At 58.1% G+C, this 15,190-nt stretch carries 14 protein-coding genes; 10 read left to right on the top strand and 4 right to left on the bottom strand.

Annotated elements, in window-relative coordinates; genetic code table 11:
- Positions 1 to 9: 9 nt before the first annotated feature.
- The 4 genes from KHU33_RS12000 to tkt form a co-directional block, all read right to left on the bottom strand.
- Positions 10 to 366: a putative signal transducing protein gene (locus KHU33_RS12000; RefSeq protein WP_211463083.1), complete on the bottom strand. Its 357-nt coding sequence runs from the start codon at positions 364 to 366 to the stop codon at positions 10 to 12.
- 148 nt (positions 367 to 514) lie between these two features.
- Entirely contained in the window at positions 515 to 1,528 is a 1,014-nt protein-coding gene (gene gap, locus KHU33_RS11995) for a type I glyceraldehyde-3-phosphate dehydrogenase (RefSeq protein ID WP_014007231.1), read from the bottom strand.
- Between the two features lie 160 nt (positions 1,529 to 1,688).
- The gene (locus KHU33_RS11990; protein ID WP_211463081.1) at positions 1,689 to 2,261 is read right to left on the bottom strand and encodes a GNAT family N-acetyltransferase; all 573 of its coding nucleotides are present in this window, start codon (positions 2,259 to 2,261) and stop codon (positions 1,689 to 1,691) included.
- On the bottom strand, positions 2,258 to 4,252 hold the full coding sequence (gene tkt / locus KHU33_RS11985) for a transketolase (RefSeq protein ID WP_211463080.1): 1,995 nt from the start codon (positions 4,250 to 4,252) through the stop codon (positions 2,258 to 2,260). The genes KHU33_RS11990 and tkt overlap by 4 nt, the downstream gene beginning before the upstream one ends.
- A 261-nt stretch (positions 4,253 to 4,513) precedes the next feature.
- Here tkt and speE point away from each other — a divergent pair, with 261 nt between their 5' ends.
- The 10 genes from speE to coaBC all read left to right on the top strand — a co-directional run.
- The gene (gene speE / locus KHU33_RS11980) at positions 4,514 to 5,773 is read left to right on the top strand and encodes a polyamine aminopropyltransferase (RefSeq protein ID WP_211463079.1); all 1,260 of its coding nucleotides are present in this window, start codon (positions 4,514 to 4,516) and stop codon (positions 5,771 to 5,773) included.
- Positions 5,774 to 5,869: 96 nt separating this feature from the next.
- Positions 5,870 to 6,229 (top strand): hypothetical protein, encoded by a 360-nt coding sequence (locus tag KHU33_RS11975; RefSeq protein ID WP_211463078.1) that lies wholly within the window; start codon positions 5,870 to 5,872, stop codon positions 6,227 to 6,229.
- A 7-nt stretch (positions 6,230 to 6,236) separates the two neighbouring features.
- On the top strand, positions 6,237 to 7,382 hold the full coding sequence (locus KHU33_RS11970; protein ID WP_211463077.1) for a glutathionylspermidine synthase family protein: 1,146 nt from the start codon (positions 6,237 to 6,239) through the stop codon (positions 7,380 to 7,382).
- A 59-nt stretch (positions 7,383 to 7,441) separates the two neighbouring features.
- Positions 7,442 to 7,843 (top strand): DUF350 domain-containing protein, encoded by a 402-nt coding sequence (locus KHU33_RS11965; RefSeq protein WP_211463076.1) that lies wholly within the window; start codon positions 7,442 to 7,444, stop codon positions 7,841 to 7,843.
- A 19-nt stretch (positions 7,844 to 7,862) separates the two neighbouring features.
- The gene (locus tag KHU33_RS11960) at positions 7,863 to 8,588 is read left to right on the top strand and encodes a 16S rRNA (uracil(1498)-N(3))-methyltransferase (RefSeq protein ID WP_211463075.1); all 726 of its coding nucleotides are present in this window, start codon (positions 7,863 to 7,865) and stop codon (positions 8,586 to 8,588) included.
- Between the two features lie 232 nt (positions 8,589 to 8,820).
- Positions 8,821 to 9,258 (top strand): YidB family protein, encoded by a 438-nt coding sequence (locus KHU33_RS11955; protein ID WP_211463074.1) that lies wholly within the window; start codon positions 8,821 to 8,823, stop codon positions 9,256 to 9,258.
- 223 nt (positions 9,259 to 9,481) lie between these two features.
- Positions 9,482 to 10,471 (top strand): bifunctional riboflavin kinase/FAD synthetase, encoded by a 990-nt coding sequence (locus KHU33_RS11950; protein WP_211463073.1) that lies wholly within the window; start codon positions 9,482 to 9,484, stop codon positions 10,469 to 10,471.
- 86 nt (positions 10,472 to 10,557) lie between these two features.
- Positions 10,558 to 13,443 carry an isoleucine--tRNA ligase gene (gene ileS / locus KHU33_RS11945; protein ID WP_211463072.1) on the top strand — a complete coding sequence of 962 codons (2,886 nt, stop codon included), beginning with the start codon at positions 10,558 to 10,560 and terminating at the stop codon, positions 13,441 to 13,443.
- Positions 13,444 to 13,559: 116 nt separating this feature from the next.
- The gene (lspA, locus tag KHU33_RS11940) at positions 13,560 to 14,078 is read left to right on the top strand and encodes a signal peptidase II (protein ID WP_211463071.1); all 519 of its coding nucleotides are present in this window, start codon (positions 13,560 to 13,562) and stop codon (positions 14,076 to 14,078) included.
- Positions 14,079 to 14,141: 63 nt separating this feature from the next.
- Positions 14,142 to 15,190, top strand: a 1,049-nt coding sequence (gene coaBC, locus KHU33_RS11935) for a bifunctional phosphopantothenoylcysteine decarboxylase/phosphopantothenate--cysteine ligase CoaBC (protein ID WP_211463070.1), incomplete at its 3' end; no start/stop codon positions are given.

Below are 15,190 nucleotides of genomic sequence, written 5' to 3'. Positions count from 1 at the left end.
TACTGAGGTTCAGCCGCCGCCCAGAAATACCAATATAGCGGCGCCAAAGGCACGGCTTCTGCGCTTATCCGGGGCTGGATCGGGCTCTTCGTCAGCGACATCAACGTCGTCGTCCAGCGCCAGCTGACCGGCCTCGAAAGCCGTCAGGATCTGCCTGGCCGCCTCGACGTGCCTGGACGCCACTTGCAGCCGCGCACCACCGGTAGCCACCGCAATCAGGGAATATACCTGGTTGATGCCGCCGTCGACGATAAACGCCGGTATCCTCTCAGACTCCAGCAGAGCCTTGATGATTTCCAGATCGGAAGGTACCGTTGAACGGGCAATCGTTTCGAAATCGCCTTGGCTATCTTCAGTGCTTGTCATGTCGGCCCCTCAATTGAGTTGAATCAATCGTCACCAACTCACTATACCCCAGACCAGATCAGCCCGGAGCCGAGCGCAAGCAGCCAGGAATATGGCGGCAAAAAAAACGCCCCGGCCAGCGGGGCGTTTTTTACTACCGATTTGCAACTTACTTGGCGTTAACCAGTGCAACCGTAGTGTCCAGCATGCGGTTCGAGAAACCCCACTCGTTGTCGTACCAGCTCGACACTTTTACCAGACGGCCGGAAACCTTGGTCAGCGTGGAGTCAAAGTTCGACGAAGCCGGATTGTGGTTGAAATCGACCGAAACCAGCGGCTCTACGTTGTAAGTCAGCAAACCCTTCAATGCGCCGTTTTCCGATGCATCTTTCATGATCGCGTTGACTTCATCGACAGTGGTGTCGCGTGCAGCGACGAACGACAGGTCGACCAGCGAAACGTTGATGGTAGGCACGCGAATCGCAAAACCGTCCAGCTTGCCGTTCAGTTCCGGCAACACCAGGCCAACCGCCGCAGCAGCACCGGTCTTGGCCGGGATCATGCTCATGGTGGCGGAACGGGCGCGGCGCAGGTCTTCGTGATAAACATCGGTCAGCACCTGGTCGTTGGTGTAGGAGTGGACGGTTGTCATCAAGCCGTTCAACACGCCGATCTTGTCATTCAGCGGCTTGACCAGCGGCGCCAGGCAGTTGGTGGTGCAAGAAGCGTTGGAGATGACGGTATCGCTGGCTTTCAGCACGCCGTGGTTGACGCCGAAGACGACAGTAGCGTCGACGTCCTTGCCGCCCGGCGCGGAAATGATGACTTTCTTGGCGCCGCCCTTGATATGGGCGCTGGCTTTTTCCTTGGTGGTGAAGAAGCCGGTGCATTCCAGCACGACGTCAACGCCCAGCTCGCCCCATGGCAGTTCGGCCGGGTTACGTTGCGCCAATACCTTGATGCGATCGCCGTTGACCACAATGAAATCGCCGTCGACAGTCACGGTGCCAGGGAACTTGCCGTGGGCAGTATCGTACTGGGTCAGGTGGGCATTGGTTTTTGAGTCGCCGAGGTCGTTGATGGCAACGATCTCGATGTCATGCTTTTTGCCGCCTTCGTAATGGGCGCGAAGGATGTTGCGGCCGATGCGGCCATAGCCATTGATGGCGACGCGAATAGTCATGGTTTTCTCCTAAGGTATCAACAATAAATTTGCTGCAATGGGGACCTCGAAAAACCTACTACGCGACGCAATCTCGGCACTGCGATGCTCACCGTACGTTCGTACGGCTGCGCTTCTCCTGCCGACCTTGCGCCGCTCGCTACGGTTTCTCGAGGCCCCTTTAAGTCCTGATGGTACGCCAACCGTAGCCGGCTTCCTGCAAATCCAAACCATCCCAGCTGAACGGCTGTTCGACCAGCAGTTCAGCGCCCAGCATTTCGTAGAACTGCCGGGCTTGGCGATTTTCCGCCAGCACCCATACCAGCATGTTATTGGCGCCGGCGCTGGCCAGCGTGGCCGCCACATGCGCCACCAGACGGCGGCCGATGCCGGCCCGCTGCACCGACGGCTCCAGATAGATCGCGGTCAGCTCGGAATCGTAGCCGAGCTTGGCTTCGGCGAGTGTCATGCCGGCCGCAAAACCCAGCACCTCGCCGTCGACTTCGGCCACAAACACATTGGCCGCACTCGACGTCGCCGACAGGATGCGGCTCCAGATGGCGGTGCTGTCTTCGATCTTCATGCCATCCAGATAGTCATCCGGAATAATGCCGCGGTAGGTGGTGCGCCAGCTATCGATGCGTACCGCTGCGATCACTCCCGCATCGGCGACGGTGGCGCGGCGGATGACGACATCGCCAACGACGTTGGTGATGTCGAGACCTCTAGCTTTTTTTACCTCTCTTACATTCATGCCAGTATCAACTTGGTCTTGGCGACGACGTTTTCAACGGTGAAGCCGAAGTGTTTGAACAACACGCCGGCCGGAGCCGATTCGCCGAATGTATCGATACCGACCACAGCGCCTTCCAGGCCGACATATTTGTGCCAGAACGCAGTGACGCCGGCTTCGATCGCCACACGCGGCAAACCGCGCTGCAATACGCTGGCTTTATACGCCGATCCCTGGCGGTCGAAAACATCGGCGCAAGGCATCGATACCACGCGTACTGCAATACCTTCCTGCGCCAGCGCTGCCGCGGCCTGCATTGCCAGTTCCACTTCGGAACCGGTAGCGATCAGGATCGCCTTGGCGTCGGCCGCGTCCTTCAGAATATAAGCACCGCGCTTGATGTCGGCGATTTGCGCCGCATTGCGTTCCTGGTACTGCAAATTCTGGCGCGAGAAAATCAGCGTGCTTGGGGCGTTCTTGCGCTGCACCGCTTGTTGCCATGCCACTGCCGATTCAACCGTGTCGCATGGACGCCAGTTATCCAGCTGCGGAATCAGACGCAGGCTCGAAACATGTTCCACCGATTGGTGAGTCGGGCCGTCTTCGCCCAGGCCGATCGAGTCATGGGTGAACACGAAGATCGAACGGATCTTCATCAGCGCCGCCATGCGCAAAGCATTGCGGCTGTAATCGGAGAAGGTTAGGAAAGTCGCGCCGAACGGGATGTAGCCGCCATGCAAAGCGATACCGTTGATCATCGCGCTCATGCCGAATTCGCGCACGCCGTAATTGATATGGTTGCCCGGCTGGTCAGCGCGTACCGCCACGCACTCTTTCCAGTTGGTCAGGTTGGAGCCGGTCAGGTCGGCCGAACCGCCGAGGAATTCCGGCAGCACCGGCGCCAACGCCTGGATCGCGTTTTGACTGGCCTTGCGGGTGGCAATGGTTTCTTTCTTTTCGACGCAGCTAGCGATGTAGTCGCTCACGGTTTTTTCGAAATTGCCTGGCAGCTCGCCCTTCATGCGGCGGGTGAATTCGCTGGCCAGCTGCGGATATTCGGCAGCGTAGCCGGCGAACAGCGCATTCCAGTCGCCTTCGAATTGCTTGCCTTGCGGCTTGGCGTCCCATGCGGCATAAACGTCGACTGGGATTTCAAACGGTGCGTAATTCCAGCCCAAAGCTTCACGCACAGCGGCGATTTCCTTGTCGCCCAGGGCGGCGCCATGCACTTTGTCAGTGCCGGCCAGGTTCGGCGAACCCTTGCCGATCACGGTCTTGCAGCAGATCAGGGTTGGCTTGTCGGACAATTTGGCTTGATGGATCGCAGCGTTGACGGCTTCCACATTGTGGCCGTCGACGGCGCGAATCACGTTCCAGCCGTAGGCTTCGAAACGCTTCGGGGTGTCATCCTTGAACCAGCCTTCGACATGACCGTCGATCGAGATACCGTTATCATCGTAGAGCACGACCAGTTTCGACAGACGCAATGTGCCGGCCAGCGAGCAAGCCTCGTGCGAAATGCCTTCCATCAGGCAGCCGTCGCCGACGAATGCGTAGGTGTGATGGTCAACCACAGGGAAGTTCGAGCGATTGAATTCCGCTGCCAGCAATCTTTCCGCCAAAGCCATGCCGACGGCATTGGTCAAACCCTGGCCCAGCGGGCCGGTAGTGGTTTCTATGCCAGGCGTGACATCGACTTCAGGATGGCCCGGCGTCTTCGAATGCATCTGACGGAAATTGCGGATCTCGTCCATCGGCAGATCGTAGCCGGTCAGGTGCAGCAAGGCATATTGCAACATCGAACCATGACCGTTCGACAACACAAACCGGTCGCGATTGAACCAATGCGGATTGGCTGGATTGTGACGGTAGTGCTTGGCCCACAAGGCGACTGCGATTTCCGCCATGCCCATCGGCATGCCGGGATGGCCGGAATTAGCTTTTTGTACAGCATCCATTGCCAGCGCACGGATTGCATTGGCCATCTTGGTAGTCGGGAGAGTGGAAGTCATGGTGTGAGCAGGTAGGCAACGGTTGAAAATTGGTTGGCGGGCGCGAAGTACGTCGGTACAGCCCACAAAGGCCGATATTTTACCAAAATGCAGCCGATTCCGGTTCAAACCCGCTTATCCCCCTGTGCTGCGGCAGTAAAGGGGCAGTAAAATGCCGCCGCACAGCATAAAACGTGCAATCGCATCGGAGCTGAATCGCATGATTTCATTGCGATTTTCATATCGACCTATCTATCCGCAACATTTTCCACAGATTTCATCATGCAAGGTCTACATCTGACGGCCGACTGTTACGACTGCCGCTGCGCCCCAGCCTTATTGCTCGATCCGGTCAAATTGCGCCAGTTTGTAGTGGAACAAACCCTGCGCTCAGGATTGACTATCGTCGGTGAAAAATTCCACCCGTTCCAGACCGCGGACGGCAGCCCTGCCGGCGTTACCTGCGCCTTGCTGCTGGCCGAATCGCATCTGGCGATCCATACCTGGCCTGAGCGCCAGGCAGTGACTCTGGATGTGTATGTATGCAATTTCACGGAAGATAACAGCGCCAAGGCCAACGGTTTACTGGATGCCCTGATCGCCAGCTTTGCACCGGCCCAATGGCAAGCTCATCGCTTGCGGCGCGGCGCCGGCGCCAGCGGCCAGATCTTGGCGCTGGAGCAACTCACGCCACATACCGCTTATGGCACGCAACTGGCGCCGCCGCTGGTTCAAATGCGGTCGCCCTTCCAGCACATAGAAATTGCCGATTCCGCGGAATTCGGCAAGGTGATGCGGCTGGACGGCGCTTTCATGACATCGGAGCGCGATGAATTTTTCTATCACGAATGCCTGGTCCATCCGGCCGCGCTGAGCCATCCTGGCCCGCGCCGCGCCCTGATTATCGGCGGCGGCGACGGCGGCAGCAGCGAAGAACTGCTCAAGCATCCGTCGATCGAACAGATCACGCTGTGCGAAATCGATCCCATGGTGATCCAGCTGGCGCGTCTGCACCTGCAACAAATCCATCAGGGAGCGCTGGACGATCCACGGCTGCATCATATCGCCCGGGACGGTTTTGCCTACGTACAGGAAGCGGCAAGCGCTGCCGCGGCAGGCCAGGGTTACGACTTGATCCTACTCGACCTGACCGACCCGCAAGGTGCGGACGGCAGCGCGCTGGCAGCCGATTGCTATACCTCGGAATTCCTGCATGCCTGCCGCGCCTTGCTCAACCCAGGCGGCGCATTGGTGATGCATCTGGGCAGCCCGTTCCACCATCCGCAACGATTCGCTTTGCTGCGCCGGCGTCTCAACAGCGTGTTCAGCCAAGTCCATCCCTATACCGTGCATGTGCCGCTGTATGGCGCGCTGTGGGGAATGGCGATTGCCAGCGACAGTCTCGATCCGCTGCAGCCGGATAGCCATGCGATAGCAAGCCGCTTAAGGGAAAGAGCTGTGGGCGGACTCCAGTACTACAACGAAAATGTCCATTCAGCACTATTCGCCTTACCCAATTTCGTGCAGAATCTGGGCGCTTAGTTTGTTGTTGCAAATAATTCATCGTTGCCTGATTTGGAGAACGTCTTGCCAACCACCGGTCTTTTGAAGCAAACCACGGAATCTGCCGTTCCGCCAATGAGAAAGAGCCGCGCTGTGCCACTGGTGCTGGCGGCATCGGCGCTACTGGCAGGCTGCGGCCCCAGGCAAGCGCGCGACGAATACGCCAGCCAGGAAGATTGCAAGAAAGACTGGGCGCGTCCTGAGCTTTGCCAACCTGCGTCGGGCGCCGGTTCCAGCGGCGGTCACAGCGGCTACTATGGCCGCTACTACGGTCCTAGCTACGACGAGGGTGCCCGCGAAAGCGCCCAGCGCAGTGCACGCAGCGGCGGCAACAGCTTTGGCCTGGCGGGCGGCGAAAGCAGCAATCACTCGGTCGGCCGCAGCGTGTCGCGCGGCGGTTTCGGCGGCGCGCACATTTCTTCCGCCGGCGGTTAGGGTTCATATGATCCGCGAAAACCTGACTCCACGCGCCAACTGGCAGGCGCAATTCGAATCGCTTGGCTTCAGCTATCACTCGATTGACGATTTGTATTGGGATGAGCGCTATGCCTATCGCTTCACTGCGGCGCAAATCGATGCGGTCGAAGACGCCACCAGCGAATTGCATCAGATGGCTTTGCAAGCGGTCGAACATGTGATCGCGCACGAGCGGCTGGAACAGTTCGCCATTCCGCAGCCGTTCTGGGCGCTGGTTGAAGAAAGCTGGCGCGAAAAAGAATTTTCCCTGTACGGACGCTTCGACCTGTCGTGGGACGGGCACAATCCGCCCAAAATGCTGGAGTACAACGCAGATACGCCGACCGGCCTGGTCGAATCCAGCGTAGCGCAATGGTATTGGCTGCAAGACGTATTCCCGCAAGCCGATCAATTCAACTCGATCCACGAAAAATTGATCGCCCGGTGGCAGACTCTGGCCAGCGACCATCGCTGCAAGGGCTTGCTGCACTTTGCCTGCATCGGCGGCCATGAAGAAGATGAAGGCAACCTGGCCTATCTGCGCGATACCGCGATCCAGGCCGGCTTCGCCACCAAACAGCTGGCGATAGAAAATATCGGCTGGGACGAGCAGCATGCCGAGTTTGTCGACGATTTCGATCTGAAGATAGCCAATCTGTTCAAGCTCTATCCGTGGGAATGGCTGTGCCGCGAGGCATTTGCCGAACACCTGCTGGCGCGCCCGCTGCGCCTGATCGAACCGGCCTGGAAGATGGTGTTGTCCAACAAGGCCATCCTGCCCGTGCTGTGGGAATTATTTCCCGGCCATCCTAACCTGCTGCCGGCTTTCTTCGACGCCTGGCGTATCAGCGGCGACTTCGTCAAAAAGCCGTTGTACTCGCGCGAAGGTGAAAACATCACGATCTATGCCGGCGGCGAAGTCCACCATCAGCCAGGGCAATACGGCGCCGAGGGTTATATCTATCAGGCTTTCGCGCCGCAGCCGAAATTCGACGATGGCATTACGCCGGCCTACACTTCAATCGGCTCGTGGGTGGTAGGCGATGCTCCGGCCGGCATCGGCATCCGCGAAGACGTATCGCTGATTACCAAAGATACCAGCCGCTTTGTACCGCATTATTTTGTCGACTGACGATCGATCCGCAAACTTGAACGACGCAAGTTACCCCAGTTATCAGGAGCACTGACCCTATGAGCTTTTTACCCATCGGCCTGCCAGCCTTCTTATCCCACTTCGGCTTAGCGCTACTGTTGGTGGCGGTATTTTTTGTGGTCTACATTTTTATCACGCCCTACCACGAGCTACGCTTGATCCGTGCAGGCAATCACACTGCTGCTGCCAGCCTGGCCGGTGCTCTGCTGGGTTATATCGTGGCCCTGGCTTCCGCCATTTCAAATAGCGTCAGCCTGTTGGATATGCTGGTGTGGGGAATGGTGGCGCTCGTAGTGCAGTTGCTGGCCTTCTTGATCGTCAAGCTATTGTTACCTACGCTGTTGGAAGATATTCCTGAAAACAAAATCGCATCCGGCATCTTTCTTGGTACAGTCAGTCTTGGCCTGGGCTTGCTGAATGCTGCCTGCATGACTTACTGATTAAGGATTTTTTCATTCCATGCCTCGTTTTTACGTTTCCACCCCGCTCGAAATCGGCCAGCTACTGGTTTTACCGGAAGCAGTCGCCCATCACCTGCTGGTACTGCGGCTAGGGCCGGCCGCGCCGATTACCTTGTTCAACGGCGAAGGCGGCGAATACACCGCGACCATCAGCAGCATCGAAAAAAAGCGCGTCAGCGTCGAGATCAAGACCTTTTCGCCGCGCGAGGCTGAGCTGCCGTATGCGATCACGCTGGCCCAGGCTTTGCCGGAATCATCGAAACTGGATTGGATCATCGAAAAAGCTGTCGAACTCGGTGTCGCTGCGATTCAACCGTTAGCGGCACAGCGCTGTGTGGTCCGCCTCAACAGCGAACGCGCCGAGAAAAAGCAAAACCACTGGCAAGCGGTAATCATCGCCGCTGCCGAACAAAGCGGGCGCAATCGCCTGCCCACCCTCTCCATTCTCAGCCCTTTCAACGATTGGACCCAGCAACAGGATTTGCATAAACGCATTCTGCTGTCGCCACGCGGCGAGCAATCGCTGTCGGACTGGGCGCGCCATCATCCGCCGCAAGCATTGGCGCTGCTGATCGGCCCGGAAGGCGGATTCACAGAGGCGGAAGAGAATCTGGCCTGTAGCCAGGGCGCGCTGATGTTATCGATGGGGCCACGGATTCTGCGCACCGAAACCGCCGGCCTGGCGGCGCTGGCGGCGATCAATGCTGTCTGGGGCGAAATGTAGACTCGGCAGGCCCGGCTTTGCCTCTATCGATCCTACAATTTGTTCTAAGCAAAATTAAAAACCCCTGGCTAGAATGGTAAGCGCTCTCAAGACACAATCGTTTTCAGTTGCACAACTACTCAAAGCTCTTGCCGCGTTGTAAGATTAATCCTTTCAACTGCTTCGCCTACGAAGTAACAACTTGCCTTGATGGCTGACGTTTTATTACGCATTATTTACTCAGGAGAATATTATGGGATTGCTGGATTCGGTACTTGGCGCAATCGGCGGCGGCCAACAGCAAGCGAACGATCCGAAAGCCCTGTTGATCCAGGCTGCAATCGGCTTGCTGACCAAACAAGGCGCGGGCGGCGCTGCCGGCGGCCTGGGCGGTTTGCTCAGCGCGTTTGAAGGCGCTGGCCTTGGCCAGATTGCCCAGTCATGGGTGAACAATGGACAGAATCAGGCGATCACGCCGGATCAGGTGCAACAAGCACTGGGCGGCGGCCATCTGGAGGAACTGGCGCAAGCGGCCGGCATTTCGCCGAGCGAAGCAGCCGGCCACCTGTCGGAGATCCTGCCTGGCTTGGTCGACAAACTGACACCACAAGGCAACGCCACTGCGCCTGCCGGCGGCCTGGATCTGGGCGGCTTGCTGGGTGGTCTGCTGGGCGGCAACAAGCAGGTTTAAATTAGCTGAGGTTTAACTGTTTAAAGGAAATCGCCCTCAAGGGCGATTTTTTTTGGCGTTATCATTCATCAATGCGTGAATCATTATCCAAATTTCAATCAAAAATAGCTGTTTTATCAATTTAAAGCCGTGCAATCCGCTGCAGTTCGAGTTCTGGGCAGGGGGAAAACGCCGAAAGCATTTATAATCCAAGGTTTTTGCAATAAATATTCCGGTCACTTCAATGAAGGTATTTCGCGGACTTCCCAACGCCGAATCGCGCGCCCCTTGCGCGCTTACTATCGGCAACTTCGATGGCGTGCATCGCGGCCACCAGGTGCTGCTCGCGCACGTCCGCAAGGCCGCCACGGAACTGGGGCTGGATGCGGCGGTGATGACGTTCGAGCCGCACCCGCGCGAATTTTTTGCGCAACGCGCCGGACAACCAGGCAATATGCCGACCCGCGTCGCCAACCTGCGCGACAAGCTGCAGTCGCTGTCGCAGACCGGCATCGATCGCGTGATCGTCGAACATTTCAACGCTAGTTTTGCCGCCATGTCGCCCCAGGATTTCATTGAGAAAGTACTGGTTGAAGGCTTGCACGTGAAATGGCTGATGGTGGGCGAAGATTTTTGCTTTGGCGCCCGCCGCGCCGGCAATATCGCCACCCTGATCGAGGCGGGCAAAAAGTACGGCTTCCATGTCGAGACCCTGCCGACCGTCATGAATGACGGCGCGCGGGTATCGTCGTCGGCTGTGCGTGCTGCGCTGGCGGCCGGCGATTTCAGCCATGCAAGGGCATTGCTGGGCCATCCGTATGCCATCTCGGGACATGTGGTGCATGGCAAGAAACTCGGCCGCACCATCGGTTTCCCAACCTTGAATCTGCGCGTCAGCCATAAGCTACCGGCCTTGTCCGGCATTTTCACCGTTAAAGTACATGGCTTGGCCGAACAGCCTTTGCCGGCGGTGGCCAGCATCGGTATCCGCCCTACAGTGGACGACAGCGGCCGGGTGCTGCTGGAAAGTTATATTCTCGACTTTGCCGGCGATTGCTACGGCAAACTGATAAGGGTTGAGTTTTTGCAAAAGCTGCGCGACGAAGAGAAATATGTCGATTTGCCGACCTTGACTGCCGCGATTGCGCGTGATGTCAGCAATGCACGTGAATATTTCCGCCAGCAAGCTGCTGCAGCGGCTCATGTGCCAACTTCTGCTACAGACCGAATTTGACGCTGCGCCCTCGCTGTTACCTTAACAACGCCAGCCCAACGCGCTCTGCCGGCGCCTGGCTCCACTGAATTCCATTGAAGAAAACTATGTCCGATCAGACCAGCAAACCAGAAAACAACAAGGCCGCAAAGCCGCAAAGCAAGTATCCGGTCAACATGACCGAAACGCCGTTCCCGATGCGCGGCGATCTGGCCAAGCGCGAGCCGCAATGGGTCAAGCAGTGGCAGGAAAAGAAAGTCTACGAACGGATTCGCAAAGCCTCCAAGGGCCGCCCGAAATTCATCCTGCATGACGGCCCGCCGTATGCCAACGGCGAAATCCATCTGGGCCACGCCGTCAACAAGATCCTCAAGGACATGATCGTCAAGGCCCGCAACATGGCCGGCTTCGATGCGCCTTACGTGCCAGGCTGGGATTGCCACGGCATGCCGATCGAAATCCAGATCGAAAAAAAATATGGCAAGAACCTGCCGGTGGCGGAAGTGCAAGCCAAGGCGCGTGCTTACGCGAACGAACAGATCGATCTGCAACGGAAAGACTTTATCCGCCTCGGTGTGCTGGGCGAATGGGACAATCCATACAAGACCATGGCCTTCGGCAATGAGGCCGACGAGCTGCGCGCGCTCGGCACTATCCTGGAAAAGGGTTATGTTTATCGCGGCTTGAAGCCGGTCAATTGGTGCTTCGATTGCGGTTCCGCTCTGGCTGAAGCTGAAGTCGAATACCAGGACAAGCGCGATCCGTCTATCGACGTCGGTTTCCCGTTTGCCGAACCGGAAAAGATCGCTGCCGCATTCGGCCTGCCGGCGCTGCCGACTACGCAAGGCTACGTGGTGATCTGGACCACCACGCCGTGGACCATCCCATCCAACCAGGCCCTCAACGTCCATCCTGAAATCGACTACGCGCTGGTGCAGACCGCGCGCAACGGCGCGCCCTTGCTGCTGATCCTGGCGCAAGACCTGGCCGAGGACTGCCTGCGACGTTTCGGCCTGGAAGGCAAGATCATCGCCAGCTGCAAAGGCGAAGCGCTGTCGCTGATCAATTTCAAACATCCGCTGGCCGCCGCCGATGCGGGTTACGACCGCCTGTCGCCGGTCTATCTGGGCGATTACGTCACCACCGACAGCGGCACCGGCATCGTCCACTCGGCGCCAGCCTACGGTATCGAAGACTTTATCTCTTGCAAAGCGCATGGCATGAAGGACGACGACATCATCAGTCCAGTCATGGGCGATGGCAAGTTCGCCTCCTGGCTGCCGTTCTTTGCCGGCATGACCATCTGGGAAGCTTCCAAGCCGATCTGCGGCAAGCTGGAAGAAGCCGGCGCGCTGTTCAAGCTGGTCATGTTCGATCACAGCTATATGCATTGCTGGCGGCATAAGACACCGATCGTCTATCGCGCCACTTCGCAGTGGTTCGCCAGCATGGACAAGCTGCCTAAGGATGGCCACCCGAGCCTGCGCAGCACTGCGCTGCAAGCGATTGAAGATACCGCGTTCTTCCCTAGCTGGGGCAAGGCGCGCCTGCATGGCATGATCGCCAACCGTCCTGACTGGACTTTGTCGCGGCAACGCCAATGGGGTGTGCCGATGGCGTTCTTCGTGCACAAGGAAACCGGCCAGCTGCATCCGCGCACGCCGGAATTGCTGGAGCAAATCGCCCAGCGCGTCGAGCAAAGCGGGATCGAAGCCTGGCAGGCGCTGGATCCGAAAGAATTGCTGGGCGACGACACCGTCAATTACATCAAGAACAAAGACACGCTGGATGTCTGGTTCGATTCCGGCTCTACCCATCAGACGGTATTGCGCGGCTCCCACGCCAGCCAGTCGCAATTCCCTGCCGACCTGTATCTGGAAGGTTCGGACCAGCATCGCGGCTGGTTCCATTCTTCCTTGCTGACCTCGGCCATGCTGAATGGCCGAGCGCCGTATAACGCGCTGCTGACACATGGTTTCGTGGTCGATGGCGAAGGCCGCAAGATGTCGAAGTCGCTGAAGAACGGCGTCGAACCGCAAAAGGTGGCGGACTCGCTGGGCGCGGAAATCCTGCGCTTGTGGGTGGCGGCCAGCGATTATTCGGGTGAGATCACGATCTCCGACGAGATCCTGAAACGGGTCACCGAATCGTATCGCCGCATCCGCAACACCCTGCGCTTCCTGCTGGCGAATACTTCCGACTTCGATCCTTTGAAGGATGCGGTGCCGATCGCCGATCTGCTGGAAATCGATCGTTATGCGATCGCCAGCATGGCGCAGCTGCAAGCCGACATCCTGCAGCATTACGAGACTTACGAATTCCATCCGGTGATCTCGAAACTGCAGATGTACTGCTCGGAAGACTTGGGCGGCTTCTATCTCGACATCTTGAAAGATCGTCTGTACACCAGCGGCGTCAACTCGCCGGCGCGACGTTCAGCGCAAACCGCGATCTGGCACATCACCCAGGCGCTGTTGCGGGTGATGGCGCCGACGCTGTCGTTCACGGCGGAAGAGGCCTGGTCGTTCTTCGCCAGCCCGGAAGCTTTTGCGGCCAGCGACGAAACCATTTTCACCCAGACCTATTACACGCTGCCGGAAATCAGCGGCGCCGCGGCCCTGATCGAAAAATTCAGCGCCGTGCGCGCCGTGCGCGCCGACGTCACCAAGCAACTGGAAGAAGTGCGGGTGGCGGGCGGCATCGGTTCTTCGCTGCAGGCAGAAGTCGAGATCAAGGCTGGTCCCGAAAAATATGCATTGCTCAACAGCCTGGGCGACGACCTGAAATTTGTCTTGATCACCTCCAGCGCAACGGTGTCTGAAGTAGCGACAGAAGCGGAAGAAGCGATCCTGGTGACGCCGTCGGCGCAGCAAAAATGCGAACGCTGCTGGCACTATCGGGCCGATGTCGGCAGCCATCCGGAACATCCGGGCTTGTGCGGACGCTGCGTTGCCAATTTATTCGGCAACGGAGAAGATCGGCATTTCGCCTGAGCCGCTGAAGTAAATCAGTCATACGCAAGTTGATCATGCGCAGTTGGCACTCGTCCTGGCACGATGTCGCGAGCTGCGCACTTTTTTGCCACTCTGCCGAGAACAGATAAACCCATATGGCCACTAAAAAACGCGCTGCATCCTCATCTTTTTCTTCATCTTCCTCCAAATACGGCCTGGCGCCATGGCTTGCCATCGCCGCCTTGGTGCTGCTGATCGATCAGCTCACCAAGATCACCGTCGTGCGCCTGTTCAGCTATGGCGAATCGCAAGCGGTGACCTCGTTTTTCAATCTGGTGCTGATATATAACAAAGGCGCCGCGTTCAGCTTTCTGTCTACCGAATCGGGCTGGCAGCGTTATCTGTTCACCGGACTCGGCATCGCTGCCGCGCTGTTCATTACTTTTCTGCTGAAACGCCATGCCGGGCAACGCATGTTTTGCACCGCGCTGGCGTTGATACTGGGCGGCGCCATCGGCAATGTGGTTGACCGCATCGCCTACGGCCACGTGATCGATTTTCTCGACTTCTATGTGCGTAACTGGCACTGGCCTGCTTTCAATATCGCCGATAGCGCGATTTGCGTCGGTGCGGTATTGTTTGTGATTGACGAGTTGCGTCGCGTGAATAAGTAATTGATAAACACACAAGCGAAATACATAAGCGACACAGCGCCCCCTTTCCTTCCAGGAGTAACCATGGATCTCGCTGGTAAAAAAATCGTGCTGGGACTGACCGGCGGCATCGCCTGCTACAAGGCGGCGGAATTCACGCGCGCACTGATCAAGGCCGGCGCTTCGGTGCAGGTCGTGATGACTGCGGCGGCGATGCAATTCATTACCCCGGTCACCATGCAAGGCTTGTCCGGCAAGCCGGTATTTACCGATCAATGGGATGCGCGCATCGGCAACAACATGCCGCACATCGATCTGACGCGCGACGCCGACGCCATCGTCATCGCGCCCTGCTCCGCCGATTTCATCTTCAAGCTGGCGCACGGCGCCTGCGACGATTTATTGTCGACGCTGTGCGTAGCGCGCCCGGCCACATTGCCTTTGCTGGCCGCACCGGCAATGAATGTCGAGATGTGGCAAAACCCGGCAACCCAACGCAATCTGGCGCAATTGCTGGCGGACGGCGTTCAGTTGCTCGGCCCCGATGCCGGCGAACAGGCTTGCGGCGAAATCGGCATGGGCCGCATGCTGGAAGCGGATCAGTTGCTGGCCGAAGTGATCGCTTCGTTCCAACCCAAGCTGCTCAAGGGTAAGCGCGTGCTGCTGACCGCCGGCCCTACTTTCGAACCGATAGATCCGGTACGCGGCATCACCAATCTTTCGTCCGGAAAAATGGGGTACGCCGTAGCCCGCGCAGCCTACGAAGCCGGGGCGGAAGTCACCCTGGTGTCAGGCCCGACCGCCCTCACTACACCCTACGGCGTGCGCCGCATCAGCGTCCAGACCGCGCAGCAAATGCACGATATCGTGATGGCGCAACTGGCCGCCGATGGCGCCGGCGCTGGCACCGATATCTTCGTCGCCGTGGCGGCAGTGGCCGACTGGCGCGTAGCCAACGCCAGCCCGCAGAAATTGAAAAAAAATGCCGACGGCAGCGCGCCCGAATTAGTGTTCGAACAAAACCCGGATATTCTGGCAACAGTTGCAGCATTGCCGAAAGCGCCTTACTGTGTCGGTTTTGCGGCAGAATCGGAGCACTTGCTGCAGTATGGCGAAGCCAAACGCATCAGGAA

This window comes from Collimonas silvisoli, assembly GCF_018305005.1.
Classification (GTDB): Bacteria; Pseudomonadota; Gammaproteobacteria; order Burkholderiales; family Burkholderiaceae_D; genus Collimonas; species Collimonas silvisoli.
The sequence above is the reverse complement of the archived record's forward strand: the minus strand, read 5'-3'. Positions and strand labels throughout refer to the sequence as shown.

What these genes read in the sequence shown, in the direction of transcription:
- KHU33_RS12000 (WP_211463083.1), bottom strand. Translation starts at nt 366, where the DNA reads ATGACAAGCACTGAAGATAGCCAAGGCGATTTCGAAACGATTGCCCGT.
- gap (WP_014007231.1), bottom strand. Translation starts at nt 1,528, where the DNA reads ATGACTATTCGCGTCGCCATCAATGGCTATGGCCGCATCGGCCGCAAC.
- KHU33_RS11990 (WP_211463081.1), bottom strand. Translation starts at nt 2,261, where the DNA reads ATGAATGTAAGAGAGGTAAAAAAAGCTAGAGGTCTCGACATCACCAAC.
- tkt (WP_211463080.1), bottom strand. Translation starts at nt 4,252, where the DNA reads ATGACTTCCACTCTCCCGACTACCAAGATGGCCAATGCAATCCGTGCG.
- speE (WP_211463079.1), top strand. Translation starts at nt 4,514, where the DNA reads ATGCAAGGTCTACATCTGACGGCCGACTGTTACGACTGCCGCTGCGCC.
- KHU33_RS11975 (WP_211463078.1), top strand. Translation starts at nt 5,870, where the DNA reads ATGAGAAAGAGCCGCGCTGTGCCACTGGTGCTGGCGGCATCGGCGCTA.
- KHU33_RS11970 (WP_211463077.1), top strand. Translation starts at nt 6,237, where the DNA reads ATGATCCGCGAAAACCTGACTCCACGCGCCAACTGGCAGGCGCAATTC.
- KHU33_RS11965 (WP_211463076.1), top strand. Translation starts at nt 7,442, where the DNA reads ATGAGCTTTTTACCCATCGGCCTGCCAGCCTTCTTATCCCACTTCGGC.
- KHU33_RS11960 (WP_211463075.1), top strand. Translation starts at nt 7,863, where the DNA reads ATGCCTCGTTTTTACGTTTCCACCCCGCTCGAAATCGGCCAGCTACTG.
- KHU33_RS11955 (WP_211463074.1), top strand. Translation starts at nt 8,821, where the DNA reads ATGGGATTGCTGGATTCGGTACTTGGCGCAATCGGCGGCGGCCAACAG.
- KHU33_RS11950 (WP_211463073.1), top strand. Translation starts at nt 9,482, where the DNA reads ATGAAGGTATTTCGCGGACTTCCCAACGCCGAATCGCGCGCCCCTTGC.
- ileS (WP_211463072.1), top strand. Translation starts at nt 10,558, where the DNA reads ATGTCCGATCAGACCAGCAAACCAGAAAACAACAAGGCCGCAAAGCCG.
- lspA (WP_211463071.1), top strand. Translation starts at nt 13,560, where the DNA reads ATGGCCACTAAAAAACGCGCTGCATCCTCATCTTTTTCTTCATCTTCC.